The sequence below is a fragment of the Mesorhizobium sp. M0052 genome, assembly GCF_040323255.1.
In the GTDB taxonomy this organism is placed as follows: domain Bacteria; phylum Pseudomonadota; class Alphaproteobacteria; order Rhizobiales; family Rhizobiaceae; genus Mesorhizobium.
The window spans coordinates 107204-125425 of record NZ_JAMYUS010000008.1 but is presented as its reverse complement, the minus strand read 5'-3'; the positions used below and the strand labels follow the sequence as shown (position 1 = coordinate 125425).

Annotated in this window: 13 protein-coding genes and 1 pseudogene; 5 read left to right on the top strand and 9 right to left on the bottom strand. The window is 63.4% G+C overall.

The genetic code is table 11. The features are described from left to right. Nucleotides 1-121: 121 nt before the first annotated feature. The 9 genes and pseudogenes from NKJ77_RS13000 to NKJ77_RS12960 form a co-directional block, all read right to left on the bottom strand. Nucleotides 122-877: an FkbM family methyltransferase gene (locus NKJ77_RS13000; RefSeq protein ID WP_023744702.1), complete on the bottom strand. Its 756-nt coding sequence runs from the start codon at nucleotides 875-877 to the stop codon at nucleotides 122-124. After that, a complete protein-coding gene (locus tag NKJ77_RS12995) occupies nucleotides 874-2109 on the bottom strand; it encodes a hypothetical protein (protein WP_352535297.1) in 1236 nt (411 codons plus the stop codon). The genes NKJ77_RS13000 and NKJ77_RS12995 overlap by 4 nt, the downstream gene beginning before the upstream one ends. Before the next feature lie 33 nt (nucleotides 2110-2142). Then, nucleotides 2143-3573, bottom strand: coding sequence for an aspartate aminotransferase family protein (locus tag NKJ77_RS12990; RefSeq protein ID WP_245259874.1), 1431 nt, complete (start codon nucleotides 3571-3573; stop codon nucleotides 2143-2145). 67 nt (nucleotides 3574-3640) lie between these two features. Next, nucleotides 3641-4649, bottom strand: a pseudogene (locus tag NKJ77_RS12985) (NAD-dependent epimerase/dehydratase family protein). After that, nucleotides 4646-5089: an EamA family transporter gene (locus NKJ77_RS12980; protein ID WP_023700340.1), complete on the bottom strand. Its 444-nt coding sequence runs from the start codon at nucleotides 5087-5089 to the stop codon at nucleotides 4646-4648. The pseudogene NKJ77_RS12985 and the gene NKJ77_RS12980 overlap by 4 nt, the downstream one beginning before the upstream one ends. Nucleotides 5090-5213: 124 nt before the next feature. Next, entirely contained in the window at nucleotides 5214-6566 is a 1353-nt protein-coding gene (locus NKJ77_RS12975) for an FAD-binding oxidoreductase (RefSeq protein ID WP_023706098.1), read from the bottom strand. A gap of 3 nt (nucleotides 6567-6569) precedes the next feature. Beyond that, nucleotides 6570-8003, bottom strand: coding sequence for a UbiA family prenyltransferase (locus tag NKJ77_RS12970; protein ID WP_023699267.1), 1434 nt, complete (start codon nucleotides 8001-8003; stop codon nucleotides 6570-6572). A gap of 204 nt (nucleotides 8004-8207) precedes the next feature. Then, the gene (locus tag NKJ77_RS12965; protein WP_023670370.1) at nucleotides 8208-8471 is read right to left on the bottom strand and encodes a hypothetical protein; all 264 of its coding nucleotides are present in this window, start codon (nucleotides 8469-8471) and stop codon (nucleotides 8208-8210) included. A 145-nt stretch (nucleotides 8472-8616) separates the two neighbouring features. Continuing rightward, nucleotides 8617-11106: a mechanosensitive ion channel family protein gene (locus NKJ77_RS12960; RefSeq protein ID WP_023830530.1), complete on the bottom strand. Its 2490-nt coding sequence runs from the start codon at nucleotides 11104-11106 to the stop codon at nucleotides 8617-8619. A 318-nt stretch (nucleotides 11107-11424) separates the two neighbouring features. On the opposite strand from NKJ77_RS12960, the gene NKJ77_RS12955 reads away from it, so the two are divergent. The 5 genes from NKJ77_RS12955 to NKJ77_RS12935 all read left to right on the top strand — a co-directional run bounded on the left by NKJ77_RS12955 (nucleotide 11425) and on the right by NKJ77_RS12935 (nucleotide 18206). Continuing rightward, complete coding sequence (locus NKJ77_RS12955) at nucleotides 11425-12684, top strand: sarcosine oxidase subunit beta family protein (RefSeq protein WP_023830529.1); 1260 nt, start codon at nucleotides 11425-11427, stop codon at nucleotides 12682-12684. Nucleotides 12685-12695: 11 nt separating this feature from the next. Then, the gene (locus NKJ77_RS12950; RefSeq protein WP_023830528.1) at nucleotides 12696-12992 is read left to right on the top strand and encodes a sarcosine oxidase subunit delta; all 297 of its coding nucleotides are present in this window, start codon (nucleotides 12696-12698) and stop codon (nucleotides 12990-12992) included. After that, nucleotides 12989-16000, top strand: a complete 3012-nt coding sequence (locus NKJ77_RS12945; RefSeq protein ID WP_352535296.1) for a sarcosine oxidase subunit alpha — start codon at nucleotides 12989-12991, stop codon at nucleotides 15998-16000. Before NKJ77_RS12950 ends, NKJ77_RS12945 begins: the two co-directional genes overlap by 4 nt. Beyond that, complete coding sequence (gene soxG, locus NKJ77_RS12940) at nucleotides 15993-16610, top strand: sarcosine oxidase subunit gamma family protein (protein WP_050589843.1); 618 nt, start codon at nucleotides 15993-15995, stop codon at nucleotides 16608-16610. Before NKJ77_RS12945 ends, soxG begins: the two co-directional genes overlap by 8 nt. A 153-nt stretch (nucleotides 16611-16763) precedes the next feature. Further along, complete coding sequence (locus NKJ77_RS12935; RefSeq protein WP_023830526.1) at nucleotides 16764-18206, top strand: MFS transporter; 1443 nt, start codon at nucleotides 16764-16766, stop codon at nucleotides 18204-18206. Nucleotides 18207-18222: the final 16 nt, after the last annotated feature.

Below are 18222 nucleotides of genomic sequence, written 5' to 3'. Positions count from 1 at the left end.
CCGCGCCCGTTCGAATGGCGCACAATATGCAGAGGACGTGGATGGAGCTACCGCCTGTTTGCGACACGTCGCAGATGCGACGCGACCCGGCGACCGGGCGTGCCGCCAGTGGCGATCTATCTCAGGCGAAGGCCCAGATGTCCTCGGCCTGGAAGCCGACCTGGTAGCCTGATGTCTTCAGCTTGACCACGACCTGGCCGATTTCGGCAGCCGGCAGCGCGCCGACCTCGACCTTGATCATGCCCGGACGATAGCGCTTGAGATCGAGCTGTTCGAAGACGATCCAGTCGGCGCCTTCGCAATCGACCAGGAAGGCGTCGATATGCGTGATGCCGTTCCGGTCGAGCAGCGTCTGCAGCGTGTCCGACGGCACCTCGATATCCCTCAGGTGCGGCGCGAACTTGTTGAAATTTACGTCGGCCTCGCCCCAGGCATTCTTGCCCGACATCAGATTGGTGTCGGTGACCGACGAGCAGCCGATGAACTCGATCGGCAGCGTGCCGGCCTCGAGTGCCGCGGCATCGAAAGTGTGGACGGTGATCGTGCCTTTGATTTTTGTCACCGCGACCGGCTCGATGACGAAGCGTTCCGTGTCGGGATAGTTGGCGCGCAACCGCTTCTGATTGTACGGGATCGGCTCGACCAGCACGGCCCGCGCCCGCGGAATGCGGTGCAGCCACGGCGTGACGTCGTCGAACAGCGCGCCGTCGCAAGCGCCGACATTGACCATCTGGAAGGGTTGCCCGCTGCTGAACCGCGCCTTCAGTGCAGCCTTGGCCAGGAATTTCGTGCCGCGCAACGCCGGCCCGCGATCCAGCAGACCAGCGGGCAGGCCGAGCGAAAGGGCGATGCGCGCCAGGCCGGAAATGGAACTCATGGCTTATCTCCAGGTATGGCCTGCAAGGCGATGGGCCGCCTTCCATTCAGGCTTGCCGACGCCCACAGCGCCATGATCGGGCCGACAAGCAAAAGGTAGGGCGGCAGAAGGTTCGGGAAGTAGATGCGGGTGTCGTGGATCGGAAAGACGGTGAATTTCGCCAGCACGCCGAGCACCAGTGCTGCAAGCAGGATGCCGGCGCGGCGATCGAGCCGGAAGCCGGCGCGGCCGAGCGCAAACCACGCGGCCAGCGCCAGAACCGAGACCCCGACCCAGCTGTTGATGCTGATAGCGCGAATGAAGGATGCGGCAAACGCCTTGAGATAGGCGCCAACCGAGAACGGCGGCTCGAAGCCATCCATATTGTAGTGCTGCTCGATGCTGGAGAACCACAGATGCGGCCACCAGCCGGGATGCTGGGCCCAGTGCGAAATCGCGAAATAGGCGACGAAGGACGCGGCAAAGCCGGCCAGCGCGCCCCACGCCCGCTGCCGGAAGACCAGCAGCAGCACGGCGAAAATGGCCAGGAACACGATGTTGTCCGGCCGCGCCATGAAGGCCAGGAAAAGCAGGACAGCGGTCGCTGCCTCGCGGCCGCGCACATAGGCAAGCAGCCCGCCGAGGAACAGCGCCGAGCACAACAGATCCGGGGTCGAGGCGCGTGCGGCATCGCCGAAATCGGCCATGATCAGCACCGCGCCGACCACAGGCGCCAGCGCAAGCGCGCCTTCGGTTCGCAGCCACAGCAGCGTGATCATCCCGAACAGCAGCACCGAGACCACCTGCAGCACCCGCATCGCCTCGACCGGCGACATCACCGAACTCATCGTCGACAGCATCTCGGCATAGAGAAACTTGATCCGGTACATGCCAAGCAGCGAGTGAAAGTCGGCGGCATTTTGCGCCATATGGCTGCGGAAGCCGCCGCCATCGTCTGTCAGCGCCTTGTAGTCGGCGGCCGAAACGCCGGCCTGGACCGTCCTGTAGGCATAGTCATGCAGCGCCTGGGCATCTGGGTAAGCGCCCTCCTCGGCGATTGTGAGATAAGGCAGCATGTCCCAATTGGCATCGGGCATCGTCCAGGCGGTAAACGCCGTCAGCAGGATATAGAGCGAAAACGCGATCGCGCCGATTGGCGCGGCCCATCGCGCATAAGTCCCCTCGCCCCACGCCAGAGCGGCCGCGGTCAGCCGGTCGAGTGTGTTTTGCGGGGCGGGAGACTTGCTCAGCATTGTCGGACTCGGGACTTCGCTCAACGGACTTCTTTAACGGACCTGGCTTTTGACGAAATCCTTCACGATCCCCACGATGCCGCGCGACAGCAGGCTATCGAAGGCATCGACGAAATGGTCGACATGCTCGCGCTGGCAGATCAGCGGCGGCTCGAGACGGATGACGTTGCGGTTGTATTCGGTGAAGGCGACGAGCACGTCATAGTCGCGCAGCAACAGCGCGCCGACGAAGCCCGACAGCGAGCCCTTCAGCTTGTCGTCGAGGACGCTGACGATCGGACGCAGCACCATCGGCAAGGTCTGCGAGAAGTCGTGGAACTCGAGCCCGACCATAAAGCCTTTGCCGCGCACATCCTTGATGATCTTCGGGTACTTCTCCTTCAGCGCCTGCAGGCGCTGCAGCAGATAGTCGCCGGTAGTGGCGGCGTTGTCGATCAGCCCCTCATCATAGAGCACGTTGATGCCCTCGATCGCGGTGACGCAGGCCTCGCCCATGCCGCCAAAGGTGGCCATGGCATGGATCATCGCCGTCTTCGGCGTGCCATAGGCCTTCATATAGACCTCGCGCCGGGCGATCATCGCGCCGACCGCCGCCTTGCCGGCGCCGAGCGATTTCGCCAGCGCCGTCACATCGGGCACGACGCCATAATGCTCGAAGGCATAGAAGCGTCCCGAACGGCCATAGCCGCACTGCACTTCGTCCGCCACCCACAGCACGCCATACTGGTCGCAGAGCACGCGCAATTTCTGCCAGTATTTGGCCGGCGCCTGGATGATGCCGCCGCCGCCCTGGATTGTCTCAAGCACGATGACGCCGACCTCCGGGTCGGAGCGGAACAGCCGCTCGACCGCTTCGATATCGGCGAACGGAATGCGAACGGTGTTCTCAGCCATCTTGAAGTCCGCGCGGTAGAGCTGGCCATCGGTAATGCCGAGCACGCCCTTGGTCTTGCCGTGGAAGGAATTCTCGGCATAGACGATTTTTGGCCTCTTAGGCCCGGCGGCGCGCTCGGCGAGCTTCACCGCCGCTTCCATCGCTTCCGAACCCGACGAGCCCAGAAACACCATGTCGAGATCGCCGGGCGAGCATTTGGCGATGTTGTGCGCAAGGGCCGATGCATATTGCGACATGAAGGCGATGGCGATTTCCTGGCGCTTCTCCTCCTGGAATTTGCGCCGGGCCTCCAGGATGCGCGGATGGTTGTGGCCGAAGGCCAGCGAACCGAAGCCGCCGAAGAAGTCGAGAATCTTGCGGCCGTTCTGGTCGATGTAGAACATGCCTTCGGCACGCTCGATCTTGATCTTGTGGAAGCCGAGCAGCTTCATGAAATGCAGCTGGCCCGGATTGAGATGCGCCTTGAACAAGTCGGTCATGCGCGCAACATCCATCGCCTTCGCCTGCTCGACGCTGATCAGGTCGGGCTTGGCGATGGCGGTAGGCGACAACGCCGGCGCGCCGACCATGGTGCGCGCGTTCGTCTGCTCAGGCTTGGCCATGACGGTCATTTCGGAGTTCTCCTGGTCGTCCCACCTATTCGGCGGGGACATGATTTGCGGTGACGGCAAGCCCGTCTTTCTTGGCGCGGTATTCGCTGTAGGCGGCGATCAGCATGTCCTCGTCGCGATATTGCGGCACCCAGCCGAGCTGGCGCTCGGCCTTGGATACGTCGAGCACGCACTCCTCATCGGCGATCAGATATTGTTCGGGATCCATGATCGGCATGTTCATGAGATCGAGCAGGTCGAGGGTGCGCTTGACCGCCCAGCCCGGCGTCGGGATCAGCAGCGATTTCGAGCCGGCATGCTTGATCAGGTCGCCCAGCAATTTCTTCACCGGCGGCGGATTGAGGGAGCCCAGATTATAGGCCTGGTTGGGCACGCCTGCCTTCCAGGCCGCGCGGGCAGCTTCCGCGCAATCGAACACCGAGATGAACTGATAGGGGTTCTTGCCCGAGCCGATCATCGGCACAGGAAAATTCCAGTCGATCAGTTTGAACAGCTTTTCCAGGATCCCGAGCCGGCCGGGACCGATGATCAGCCGCGGTCGAAAAAGCGAGATCGACATGCCGCGCTTGCGCCATTGCCGCGGCGAGCTCCTCGGTCTTCTGCTTCGACCAGCCATATTCGCCGAGCGGCGCGACCGGGTGCTCCTCGGTCATCGGCTGGGTGACCGTGTGGCCGTAGATCATGTCCGTGGTGTAGTGGACGAGCTTGGACGCGCCGGCCTTGTCCATCGCCTGCATGATGTGTTCGGTGCCGTGGAGATTCACCGGAAAGAAGAAGTCGTGACGCTTGGCCCGCACCTGGATCGGCGACAGCATTTTGGCCGACAGGTTGTAGACCATGTCGTCGGCCTTCAATCCGATGTTGGCCACCGAGGCCGTATCCGTGACATCGCAGGTGACGAAGCGAACGTTGCGATAGTGCGCCAGGTCGCTCTTGACGATGTCGGCAACGACAACCTCTTCACCATCGGCCACAAGCTTCGGGGCAAGATGACGGCCGACGAAGCCGTCGCCGCCGAAAATAACATGTCTCATCGAACGATCTCGCTGGTCTTGTTGGGGATGATGGAAGCGGTTTGGTCGTCATGCCCGCGCCCGCCCAAGTCTCGACCGCTTTGCGCGATCAGCACGGTGCCGACGCAGATGAAGGCGATGCCGGCAATGCGCCAGGCATTGAGGTCCTCGCGGAAGATGAAATAGGCGAAGATCGCAACCGCGACATAGGCAAGGCTGAGGAACGGATACGCAAAGCTGAGCTCGACCTTGGACAGCACATAGAGATGCGAAGCCATCGAGATGACGAAGGTGCACAGGCCGAGAAACACCCATGGGCTGAAAACGACCTGCAACAGCCTCAACAGCGGATTGGTGCCTTCGAACGAAATCGGCCCGAGTGACATCATGCCTTGCTTCAGCATCAGCTGCGCGGCGGCATTGGTCATGACCGTGAACAGAATGAAGACGATGTATTTCATATTTTGCACCCGCCACTCGCAACGGTCGTATTACGAACCTGCAAACATTTCATGAAGTCACGACAATGCTTTGAGTAAACCACGGAAATTACGATCTATTCACCATGACTTATTCGGATTGTACCTATTCAGCTGCCTCGACACGCCCTGGCCGGACGTTGAGCTTTTTCGCCGTCCGCAGCCAGAAACTGGACACGAACGCCGGGTCGCGCAGCGCTTCAAGCCGCTGCCAATTCGGGAAGGAGGCCGCGAAAGTATCAGCGCCCATGCGCGCATCCTTGTACGGGTTGACCGCGCCGCCGGCCGCGACCGTGATGCCGTCGAGTTCGCTGAGCAGGGCCAGCGTCCTGTCGCCGCGATTGGGGAAATCCAGCGTCAACGTGAAGCCTGGCCGCGGAAAAGACAGCAGCCCCGGCGAGCGGATCGAGCCGAAGCGCTTCAACACGGTGAGGAAAGAGCCCTGCCCGGCCCGTCGCGCCGCCTCGAGCAGCGCCGGCACGGTCTGGCGCGCGACATTTTCCGGCACCAAGCTCTGGTGCTGGTAGAGACCTTTCGGGCCATACAGCCGATTCCAGTCGCCGACACCATCAAGCGGAAAGAAAAAGCCCTGGTAGCCGGTTTGGCTCGGCCCCGGCGAGCGCCCCTTCTTCCACCGATAGGCGGCGTTGAAGGCGGTGAGGAACGGCCGGTTGAGCACATTGAACGGCGGCTGGAACGGCACTGAAAAACGGGAGCCGGCGCGAGACGCCGCATGCGAGCCATACTCGGCATGATTGCCTGTCAACAACAGGCCGCGCCCGCGGCCATGGCCGCCGGCAAGCTGGTCGATCCAGGCGACGGCATATTCATTGGCCTGGTCGGCGGCCTCGGCCAGTTCGAAGAATTCGCCGAGATCGGCAAACCGCGTTACCTTCTCGGCGATATCGAGCGAATGCACCCGCATCAGCCGGATCGAGGCCGACAGGATCAGGCCGGTCAGCCCCATGCCGCCGATCGTCGCCGCAAACAGCCTTGCATTGTCGGTTGCCGAGCAGGTGTAGGTCCGCCCGTCCGAGCGCAGCAGCGTGAACGACTCGACATGGCAGCCAAAGGTGCCGCGCCGGTGATGGTTCTTGCCATGGACGTCATTGGCGATCGCGCCGCCAAGGGTGACGAACTGGGTGCCTGGGACGACAGTCGGAAAGAAACCGTAAGGTGCAGTGTGCGCAATGATATCGGAGAGGAACACGCCGGCCTCCGCCTCGAGCAGGCCGGTCTCGGCATTGAAGGCGCCGATGCGGTTCAGCGGCCGCATGTCCACGACCGCACCTGGCCCGTTCTGGCAGGAATCACCGTAGGAGCGGCCATTGCCATAGGCGAGCAGAGCGTTCTTTGTCGCCTTGCCGCTTCGCATCAGCGCGATGGCATCGTCGGCCGCGATGGCTCGCTTTGCGGCCGGCGTGGCGAGGCCAAAACTCCGGTACCGTTCGCCGGCCATGCCCTACCAGCCTCCCGCGACCAGAAGGGCGGCGCCGATCACCACGACGATCTGGCTTCGCCAGTCGCGAATGATGAAGATGACCGGATCATCATTCATCTCGTTGCGGCGCGCCAGGATCCAGACCCGCATGGTCAAATACAGCACGATCGGCGCCAGCGGCCAGACCAGCCAGGGATGCGGATAGAGTTCGCGTACCGCGACGCTGTCCATGTAGAGCGCCAGCACCAGCGCCGAGGAGAAGGCCGACGCCATTCCTGCCTGGGCGACGATCTCCTGATCTTCGATGCGGTAGCCGCGACCGGCAATGCGCTCGCCCACCGGAATGGCTGTGGTGCGCAGTTCGACATAGCGCTTCACCAGCGCCAGCGACAGGAAGAAGAAAATCGAGAAGGCGAGCAGCCAGAACGAGACTTCGACCCCGGTCGCCGCAGCACCTGCCAGCACACGCACAGTGTATAGCCCCGCCAGCGTCAGTACGTCGGCCAGGAGCATGCGCTTGAACGACAGCGAATAGGCTGTGGTCACCACCAGATAGCCGGCGAGCACGCCCAGGAACTCGATCGGCAACAGAAGCCCGGCGGCAATGCCGATCGCCAGCAGCACCGCCATCGCGCCGAGACCGAACGGGATCGACAAAGCGCCGCTGGCGAAAGGCCGGTTGCGTTTGGTCGGATGCTTGCGGTCGAGCGCAAGGTCGAAGAAATCGTTGAGAATGTAGATGGCGGAAGCCACGGCGCTGAAGGAGACGAACGCCAGCAGGCATTGCCAGATCATGTTGATGTTGAAGTATTCATGCGACAGCACCATCGGCACCGCGATCAGCGAATTCTTCAGCCACTGATGCACGCGCAGCATCTTGACGAATGTCTTCAATGTCCTTTTCGGCGCCGGCATCCTTTCGGCGCTATGCGCGGCCTGCCAGCGCTTCGCATGGCGGTCGGGCGCCACGACAATGGCGTTGCGTGCGGCTCCGAAAACCTTGAGGTCGTGCCGGCTGTTGCCGGCATAGTCGAAACCGCCGTCGCCATAGGCGGCGATGAGCGCGTCGCGCTTGCGGCCCGAGGTCATGTTGTGGGGACCGTCGGTCGCCAGCACATAGTCGAAGACGCCCAGATGCGCGGCGATTGTCTCGGCGAACTTGCGTGGCGTACCGGTCGCCAGCACGATCTTGCGTCCGTCGCGATGGTCGGCGCGCAGCCGCTGCAGCAGCGCTTCGCGATAGGGCAGCGAGGCCGGATCGATGTCGATGCGGTCGGCAATCGCTTGTTTCAGCCGCGCCGGGCCGGCGGCCAGCCAGAATGGAACCAGGAAAACATAGAGCGGATTCTTCTTGAGCAGGATGAACAGGCCTTCCCAAAGAAGATCGGTCGCAATCAGCGTGCCGTCGAGGTCGACCGCAAGCGGGATTGCGTTCTTGTCCGACCGCGCATCCATATCCGTTCTGCCCTATTCATAACCGTTGCGCCGTGCTTCGGCGTCTTCGCATCGGTATAGCGGCGGAACGGCGTAGTGAACGTTAAAACGCACGGTTGCAGCCGGTAGGCGTCACGATATTTCCCGCGTCATTGTTAAGCAATCGCTACCGCGGACAATAAAAGGCCGGGCATTGCCCGGCCTCTACTACATCTGCTTGCCGACTTACTTGATGCGGGCAACGCCACCCGAGATTTCGACCGTTTCCGAGCCGGTCAGGGCCTCGAGGTCACCATTGGGCAAGGTGACGAAACAGCCGTTCGGGCAGAATTCCACGGTTTCGCCGGCGGCCAACGCCAGCTCCGTCTTGCCGCCGCCTTCCGTCACGATCAGCGTACGGGTCTCAGCATCCTTGTTGACCGCGCTGGCGGCAAAGGCCGAGCCACTCGCTGCGGTAAGAGCGATGGCGACGACGAGCGACTTCCACATTTTGCAATATCGGTGTTTCCACACCGCCTCTGTTGCATTTCGCAAGGCATTCTCGCCTTTGCATGTGAGCTTATATGAGATGCAAGCTGAACCGCAACTGAATGCCGCATTCATGCCGCAATTGGTTTGGGAGGAGCTTGGGGCCTTAGCTGGGATCGGGTTTGCGGGCCTTGCGACCAGTTTTGGCCAGCCGCTTCGCCTTGGCGGCGGCTCTGGCCTCCGCCTGCTCCTTCTCGGCGAACTCGACCTCGATCTTGTCGTCGTCGATCGGCCATGCGTCGGTCTTCTTGACCTTGACCTCGGCGCGCGGCGTCGAGGGGATTTCTATGTGCTCGGCGTCAAAAGCATCGAGAACGGCAAAGCGGATATCGTTCTGAACGATGGCGCCGTTCAGCACATCGGCCAGGAACACGCGGATCTCGAACTCGAGTGCTGCCGGCCCGAAATTGGTGAACAGCACGAAGGGTTCCGGGTTCTTCAGCACCAGCGCATGGCCGCGCGCAATCTCAAGCAGGACCGCGTGTACCCGCTTGACGTCGCTGCCATAGGCGACCCCGACCTTGATCTCCACACGTCCGAGCTTGTTGCGGTGCGTCCAGTTGCCGACGGCGTTGTTGATGAGATTCGAATTGGGCAGGATCACCGATTGCCGCTGGAAGGTCTCGATTTCGGTGGCGCGCACGCTGATCTTCTTGACCGTGCCTGATGTGTCGCCGGCGACGATCCAGTCGCCGACCTTGAACGGCCGCTCGGCGAGCAGGATCAGGCCGGACACGAAGTTGGACACGACATTCTGCAGGCCAAAGCCGATACCCAGCGAAAGTGCGCCGGCAACAAGCGCCAGGTTGGAGAGATCGATGCCCGCCGCCGAGATGCCGACGAGCCCAGCGAGCGCGACGCCGGCATAGCCGACCGCCAGCCGGATCGAGTTGCGCACGCCGGTATCGACCTTGCCGCGCGCCATTACCGAGCCGTCGAGCCAGCCCTGGAACCAGCGGGTCAGGAAATAGCCGATGATGAAGACGACGATGCCGGTGAGGATGCCGGTGACCGAAATCGTCACCGAACCGACGGTGACGCCTGTCGCCAATTTATAGCCCCAGGCCTGGATATCGCCGGGCTGGAAGCCCCACATCAACAGGATCAGCGGCAGGAACACCAGCACGATCATCAGGTTGATGGCGACGCTGACGACGAGGCCGAGCTGGTCGAGCGCGGTGTCCTCATAGCTGGAATTGGTCTTCAGCCAGCGCCCAATCGAGGTGCCGGCGAAACCACCCTCCTCGCCGATCTCGCGCGCCGACAGGAAGCCGATATAGGCGGTAAGCAGGATGGTGCCGGTGACCACGACCTGCAACGAGACGAAGATGGCAAGACCGATATAGCCGAACAGCGCCGCCGCAATCGTGAACAGGCCGAGCGCGACACAGGTGTAGCGCAGCCAGGCCGGCCAGCGGCGCCAGCGCCCGTCGGCGTCCTTGTAAGGCTTCAGCAGCGCCATCAGGATCAGGATGACCCCGACGATCACGGTGGCGACAAAACTCCTGGCCACCGTCAGCGACAGGGGCGAGCCCATCTTGTCGTTGACGATCGACAGGAAATTGTTGATGCCGATGACGACTGCCATGGCCGTCGTCAGCCGCACCAGCCAACGCGCCGGGCCGGTCTCGACCTGGATCAGGCGCCAGTTCGGCATGCTAGGCGACAGCGCCGCATTGGTCAGGCGGTTGACACAGAACACTATGGCGATGACGGCTGCCAGCGCGTTGAGGAACACGCCTATGTCGCCGCGCAGCACATTGTAATAATTGTACAGGAACACCGTCGAGGCGAGGAAGGCGCTGACCGCCAGCGTCGGCAGCAAAGTCGACCAGAACGCCACCGACAGGCGACTGAGATATGTCGGATCTTCAACCGACGCGTCGGGCTCGAAGATGCGCCCAAACAGGCGGCGCCCGCCGACCAGAAGCACCACGGCCAACGCAAGCGCCATGAGGGTCGCCGCGAGCATCGCCTGGAACTTGAACTTGAAGGCAAAGCTCAGCCACGATGACACCGCCCTGTAGAAGTTGGCGTATTCGTCCCTTGCGTCGGAAAACACCTGCGGGCTCAGTGCATCGGACAGCACATAGCGCTTGGTTAGGCCGCTGCGAAACAGCTCGCTGCGCATATTGCCGATCTTCTCGATCAGCGCATTGATGCGGATCGACAGGTTCTGCGCGCCGGCGATGACGGCGTTGATCTCCGCCTTTTCCGACGCCAGCGCCTGGCGCTCGCCGGTCACGATATCCGGTTCAGGCGGCTGTCCGGCAGCCGGGGGCGCACCAAGCTGCTCAAGCCTCGAATTGATCTCCCCCAGCCGGGACCGGAACGCCAGCGCGCTGTTCAGCGCAGCGCGCGACAGCTCTTCCAGCTGCAGGCGGATCTCGACGAGGGTGGTGTCGTCGACGCCGTCCTCCTGGACTTTCTTCTCCAGAGCGTCGGTTTTCGTCGTCAAACCCTGCAGGATTTTCTGCTGGTCGGCGACCAGCCCGGCAGGCGCCTGGCCCAGCCCCTGCGCCATCGCGCCGAACGAATGCGGCGCCAAGGCAACGAGCGCGAGGACCAGGATCAGGCGAAAGAAGCGAAAAAGCATAATGGTGGCGACTCAAAGGGCGGCAAGGCCGCTTCTAAAGCGGTCCTTGATAGAGACGCTCATCCCGTGGGGCAAGTCGTGGCGAAGTCATCGCAGTTGGGCGCCTTGCGGGAGTCGGCCAGTCGAAAAGCCATGGCGCAATCTTGGCTTTGCGCCCGCCGCCTGCTCTATAGTCTGCCGCATCGCACCCGAGCCGGATGGCTTCAGGTCTGTTGGACCTGAAATCATCCGGCTCTAGAAATTAAAGATATAGAGCATGATGTCGTCCGAAAACCGCTTCACACTTTTCGGCATCATGCTCTAGGGATGACATGAAGAATGGCGGAATATTCAGCCCTTTCGCTTCTCGCGAACGCGCTCAAGGGAAACAAGGACTGGAAGCCGGCCTGGCGCAAGCCCGAGCCCAAGGCCTCCTATGATGTCATCATCATCGGTGGCGGCGGTCATGGCCTGTCGACGGCCTATTATCTGGCCAAGGAGCACGGCATCAACAATGTCGCGGTGCTGGAAAAGGGCTGGCTGGGTTCCGGCAATGTCGGCCGCAACACCACGGCGGTGCGCTCCAACTACCTTTTGCCGTCCAACACCCGCTTCTACGAACATTCGATGAAGATGTGGGAGAACCTGTCGCACGACCTCAACTACAACGTCATGTTCTCGCAGCGCGGCTGCCTGAACCTGGCTCACACGCCGGCCCAGTTCGACGACTTGGCCAGGCGCGGCAACGCCATGCGCCATCTCGGCGTCGATGCCGAGCTGATGAGCACCGCCGAGATCGCGCGCCTGGTCCCGGCGCTGGACATGTCGGCCTCCGCGCGCTTTCCCATCGTCGGCGGCCTGATGCAGCCGCGCGCCGGCACCGCCCGTCACGATGCGGTTGCCTGGGGCTATGCCCGCGGCGCCGACCGACGCGGCGTCGACATCGTCGAGAATTGCGAGGTCACCGGCTTCCTGCGCGACGGCGACCGCATCACCGGCGTGCAGACGACGCGCGGAGAGATCCGCGGCAAGAAAGTTGCCGTGGCCGTTGCCGGCAGCACCGGACGGGTGATGCAGCTTGCCGGCATCGACAGGATGCCGATCGAGAGCCATGTGCTGCAGGCCTTCGTGACAGAGTCGCTGAAACCGTTCTGCAACACGGTCCTGACCTTCGGCATGGGCCATTTCTATATGTCGCAGTCCGACAAGGGCGGCCTTGTCTATGGCGGCGATATCGACGGCTACAACAGCTACGCCCAGCGCGGTAATCTGCCCATCGTCGACGAGGTGATGAGCGAGATGCTGGCGCTGTTTCCCGGCCTTGCGCGTGTACGCATGCTGCGCTCCTGGGGCGGCGTCTGCGACATGTCGATGGACGGTTCGCCGATCATCACCACCGGCCCGCTGCCGGGCATGTATCTCAATTGCGGCTGGTGCTATGGCGGCTTCAAGGCGACGCCGGCCTCGGGCTGGTGCTTTGCATACACCATCGCCAAGAACGAGCCGCACGCGCTCAACGCGCCGTTCACGCTCGACCGTTTTTATCGCGGCCTGGTGATCGACGACAAGGGCCAGGGCGCAACGCCCCGGCTGCATTAGGGTTCAAACAAATGCTTATCACTTGTCCCTATTGCGGCCCGCGCGACGTCATCGAGTTCACCTATCAGGGCGATGGCAACCGCGAGCGCCCGCAGCCCAACTCGCAGGACCTCGACGCCTGGAACGCCTATGTCTACGACCGCCTGAACCCGGCCGGCGACCACAATGAGATCTGGCAGCATTCCGGCGGCTGCCGCACCCATCTGAGGATGGTGCGCAACACGGTCACGCATGAGATTTCCGGCACCGGTTTTGCGCGCGGCGACCATAATGCCGCCGCCCGGCACAAGGCCGGAGGGAAGTCGTGAGCCCGCGCCGCACCGAGACCGGCGGCCGCGTCGACCGCATGCGCACCATCCGCTTCACCTTCGACGGCACGCTCTACACCGGCCATGCCGGCGACACGCTGGCCTCGGCACTGCTTGCCAACGGCGTGACGCTTTTCGGCCGCTCGTTCAAATACCACCGCCCGCGCGGCCTGCTCTCGGCCGGCGTCGAGGAGCCGAACGCGCTGGTCACGGTGCTGCGCGGCGAAGTGCGCGAGCCCAACATCGCCGCAACCATGGTCGAGATCTATGACGGGCTGATGGCCGTCAGCCAGAACCGCTTTCCCTCGCTCGCCTGGGACATCAACGCCGTCAACCAGCTCGGCGGCAAGATCCTGGCCGCCGGCTTCTACTACAAGACCTTCATGGGCCCTGTCTTCGGCCCCTTGAAAGGCACCCACTTCTGGATGTTCTGCGAGCATTTCATCCGCCGCGCCGCCGGCCTGGGCCGCGCCGGTATTGCCGCCGACACCTCGCGCTACGAGCGCATGAACGCGTTTTGCGACGTGCTGGTGGTCGGCTCCGGCCCGGCCGGCCTGTCGGCCGCCAAGGCCGCTGCCGACCAGGGCGCGCGGGTCATCCTGGCCGAACTCGAGCCGCGTTTCGGCGGCTCGGCCAACTGGTCCGGCGAGGCCATCGACGGCGCGCCGGCCGCCGACTGGGCGGCGCGCACCGTCAGCCAACTCGAAGGCCATGACACGGTCCGCCTGCTGCCGCGCACCACGGTGTGGGGCTATTACGACGGCAACACGCTGGCGGCACTCGAGCGCGTCACCGACCATAAGGAGACGCCCGGCAAGGGCGAGCCTCGCCATCGCTACTGGGCGATCCGCGCCAAAACGGTGGTGCTGGCCACCGGCTCTTTCGAGCGGCCGCTTGTGTTCCCCGGCAATGACCGGCCGGGCGTCATGCTGGCGCATGCCGCCGAGCGCTATGTTAGTGATTATGGCGTGCTGCCCGGCGACAGGGTCGCGCTGTTCACCAACAATGACAGCGCCTATCGCTCGGCGCTGGCGCTGAGGAAGGCGGGCGCGGCTATTGTCGCCATCATCGACGTGCGCCCCGAGCTTTCGGCCGAGATGCGCAGCCTCGCCACCGAGGCCGAAGCCGAAATCCTCTCCGGCCATGCCGTGGTCGCCACCGAGGGCGGCAAGGCGCTCTCCGGCCTCAAGGTGCAGCGCTTCGACATGAACTCGGGCACGCTCAGCGGTGATGCCCGCAGCATCCATGCCAATTGCCTGCTGATGTCGGGCGGCTGGTCGCCGACCATCCATCTCGCCAGCCAGGCCGGTGCCAGAGCCGAATGGAACCCTGCCCGCCAGGCCTTCCTGCCGCCAAAACCGACGCAACAGCGCTGGCCAAATCAGCAATGGATTGGTGCGGGCGCCTTCAACGGCAGCTTTTCCACGCTCGAAGCCCTTGCCGAGGGCCGTGCAGCCGGCCTGTCCGCCGCGGGCGGAGCGGCTGCGCCGGCAGCCTTGCCGGATGTCGAAGCAGCCCCGGGAAACCCCGATCCGGCGCCGGTGTTCGAGATCAAAGCCAAGGGAAAAAGCTTCGTCGACTTCCAGCATGACGTGACTGCCGAAGACGTGCGGCTGGCGCATCGCGAAGGTTTTGTCTCCGTCGAGCATCTGAAGCGCTACACCACGCTCGGCATGGCGACCGACCAGGGCAAGAACTCCAACGTTCCGGGCCTCGCCATCATGGCCGAGGCGTTGGGCAAACCGATCTCCGAAGTCGGAACGACGCGCTTCCGCCCGCCCTATTCCGCGGTGTCGATCGGCTCGCTTGCCGCCGAACGCTTCGGCGATCTGAAACCCGAGCGCCTGACGCCCATGCATGACTGGCACCTCGCCAATGGCGCAACGATGTATTCCGCTGGCCTCTGGTATCGACCAATGATCTACGGCCTTGCCGGCGAGACGGTCGAACAGGCCTATGTCCGTGAAGCCAGGGCGACGCGCGAAAGTGCCGGCATCGTCGACGTTTCGACGCTGGGCAAGATCGCCGTTCAGGGGCCGGATGCCGGCGAATTCCTCGACCGCGTCTACACCAACATGTTTTCCACCCTCCCCGTCGGCAAGGCCCGCTACGGCCTGATGCTGCGCGAGGATGGCCTGGCCTTCGACGACGGCACCACATGGCGGGTCGGCGAACAGGACTTCCTGATGACGACCACCACGGCCAATGCCGGCAAGGTGATGCAGCATCTGGAATATTTCCTCGACGTCATCTGGCCGGAACTCAAAGTGCATGTCACCTCGGTAACCGACGAATGGGCTGGCGCGGCCATCGGCGGGCCGAAGGCGCGGGCCATCCTCGCCGCCTGTGTCACCGGCACTGCGGTCGACAACACAGCCCTGCCCTTCATGGGCATCGTGCGCGGCGAGATATCAGGCGTGCCGGTGATGATTTGCCGGCTGTCCTTCTCCGGAGAAATGGCCTTCGAGGTCTATTGCGGCGCCGGCTACGGCACCCATGTCTGGCAAGCCCTTGTCGAAGCCGGCAAGCCGTTCGGCCTAGTCACCTACGGGCTGGAGGCGTTGGGCACGATGCGCATCGAAAAGGGCCATGTCACCGGCGCGGAGATCGACGGGCGCACCACGGCGCGGGACCTGCATCTCGACTGGATGCTGTCGAAGAAGAAGCCGTTCATCGGCTCGGCGATGATGGACCGCGAAGGCCTGATCGCGCCCGAGCGGCTGCAGCTGGTCGGCCTGGTCTCGCTCGACAACCGGCCGTTCAATGGCGGCGCCCACATCGTCGAGGAGCTGGACGAAGCCAATCCGCACGATTCCATCGGCCACATCACCGCCTGCTGCTATTCGCCGGCGCTGGGCAAGCACATCGCGCTGGCCCTGGTCGAAGGCGGCAAGGCGCGCCATGGCACCCGCGCGTTTGTCTCCGATCCGCTGCGCAAGCGGTTCGGGCCGGTCGAAATCGTCTCCAACCATTTCTACGACCCGGACGGGAGCCGCATGCATGGCTGAGCGCCAATCAACCGAACGCCAATCACCCGAGCGCCTCTCGCCGCTTGAGCCCGTGTTCCATCGGGGTTCGCACGGCATTTTCGAGCATGGCGTCGATGTCATCCTGACCGAAATCAGGCCAGGCTCGATCCTGCAACTGGCCGCATGGCCGGGCGCGGAAAAGCAGCTGATCGAGGCGATCGGCAAGGTCACCGGGCTCGCTTTGCCCGACGGTGCCGGCGGCGGTCTTGCCAAGTTCGGCAAGGCCGTGTTCGGTTTCGCGCCTGGAAAATTCACGGTCGTCGACGATGCCGAGGGCCTGGCGGCGCGTTTTGCCGGGGACGTAACCCCGGCAATCGGCACGATCACCGACCTGTCGCATGGCCGCACCGCTATCCGCATCGCCGGCCCTAAGGCCGAATGGGTGCTGGCGAAATTCTTCGCCATCGACTTTGCGCTGCCCGCCTTCCCTATGGGCTCCGGCCGTTCGACTACCCATCACGACGTCTTTGCGCAGATCCAGCGCACCGGCGCCGACCAGTTCGACATCTATGTCTTCCGCTCCTTCGCCCGCTCGTTCTGGAAGGCGCTCTGCCATGCCAGCGAGGAGGTCGGCTACGAGGTTCAGTAGGGCCGACAGCCGTTCTGGCCTCAAGGCCAGCCGGTTCTGCCGCTAGAGAATGCTCCAATGGAAGCCCATGGTGGGGAACGTGGCCCAACCGGCCCAGGGGATTAAAAAGATCCCGTCTCATAGTCGGCATCGTCGATTGGTTCGAACATCCCCATGACCGCAGAACTATCCGCCGGCGCCACGGATCGCGCCGATGTGTCGGCCAGAGCCTTGCTCCTGCTGCCGCTGACGGTTGCCTGCGGCGTGTTCATGACCAGCCTCGACCAGAATGTCGTGGTCACCGCCCTGCCCGGCATCAGCGACAGCCTCGGCCGGCCGCCGAGCCAGCTCGGTCTGTTGATCACCGTCTATGTCGCCAGCCTGATCATCTCGATGCCGCTCGGCGGCTGGGCCGCCGACCGCTTCGGCCTGCGCAACGTTTACTGCTTCGCCTTGCTGGTGTTCGCCGCGTCATCGGCGCTGTGCGGATTGTCCAACGACATCTGGACGCTGGTCGGCGCCCGCGCGCTGCAAGGCTTCGGCGGCGCCTTGATGGGGACGCTCGGCCAGGTCGTCATCCTGTCGACCTTCCCGCGCAGCCGCACGCTGAAAATCAACATGTATATCTCACTGGCCGGCCAGTCCGGACCGCTGGTCGGCCCGCTCGTCGGCGGCGCGCTGACGACTTACATTTCATGGCGCTGGATCTTCTTCATCAACGTGCCGTTCGCGCTGGCGGCGGCCGTTCTTGCCGCCTCGCTGTTTCCGACGGTTACCAAACCGGTGCGCACGCAGTTCGATTTTCCGGGCTTCCTGCTGGTCGGCGGCGGCATGGTCCTGCTGGTCTTCGGCATGGATTCGCTTGCGGCCAAAGACGCTGCCGGCAGCATGATCGCGGCCGAGCTGGCGCTGGCGATCGTCATCCTGACGCTTGCCTCCTTCTACTGCCTGCGCGCCCGCAACCCCTTGCTTGACCTGAAACTCCTGCACATCCGCACCTTTCGCATCTCATTCCTCACCGGTGGTGGGCTGGACACGATCGGCCTGAGCTCGGTCGTTTTCCTTTTGCCGCTGATGTTCCAGCTCGGCTTCGACATGAGCGCGGTGCAGGCGGGATCGCTGACTTTCGTCGCCGCAATCGGCTCGCTGATCATGCGTGTCTTCATGCCGCGCCTGCTCAACCGTTTCGGCTTTCGCCGCGTGCTGGTCGTCAACACGCCGATCGTTGCTGCCATGGTAGCGGGCTTCGCCTTGATTGACGCGACAACGCCGGTCTGGATCGTGCTCGTCTATATCTTTGCCTTCGGCGTTCTGCGCTCGGCGCAGTGGGCTTCGACCGGCAATCTCGCCTATTCCGACATCGCGCCCGACCAGCTCGCCCGCTTCAGCGCGCTCTACTACATACTGTGGCAGTTGGGGGTGGCGATCAGCGTCGGCCTGGCGGCGGCGCTGTTGTCGTTCCTGGCTGGCGGCAGGCCGGCGGTGACCAACGATTTCCGCATCCTGTTCGTGGTCGAGGGCGTCATCACGTTGTGCGCGCTGATCGCCTATCTCAGACTGACACCGCAGGATGGCGCCCATGTCAGCGGCCATGGCGCGCAGATGAACGTGGAATAAGGCGCCGTTAGCCGAG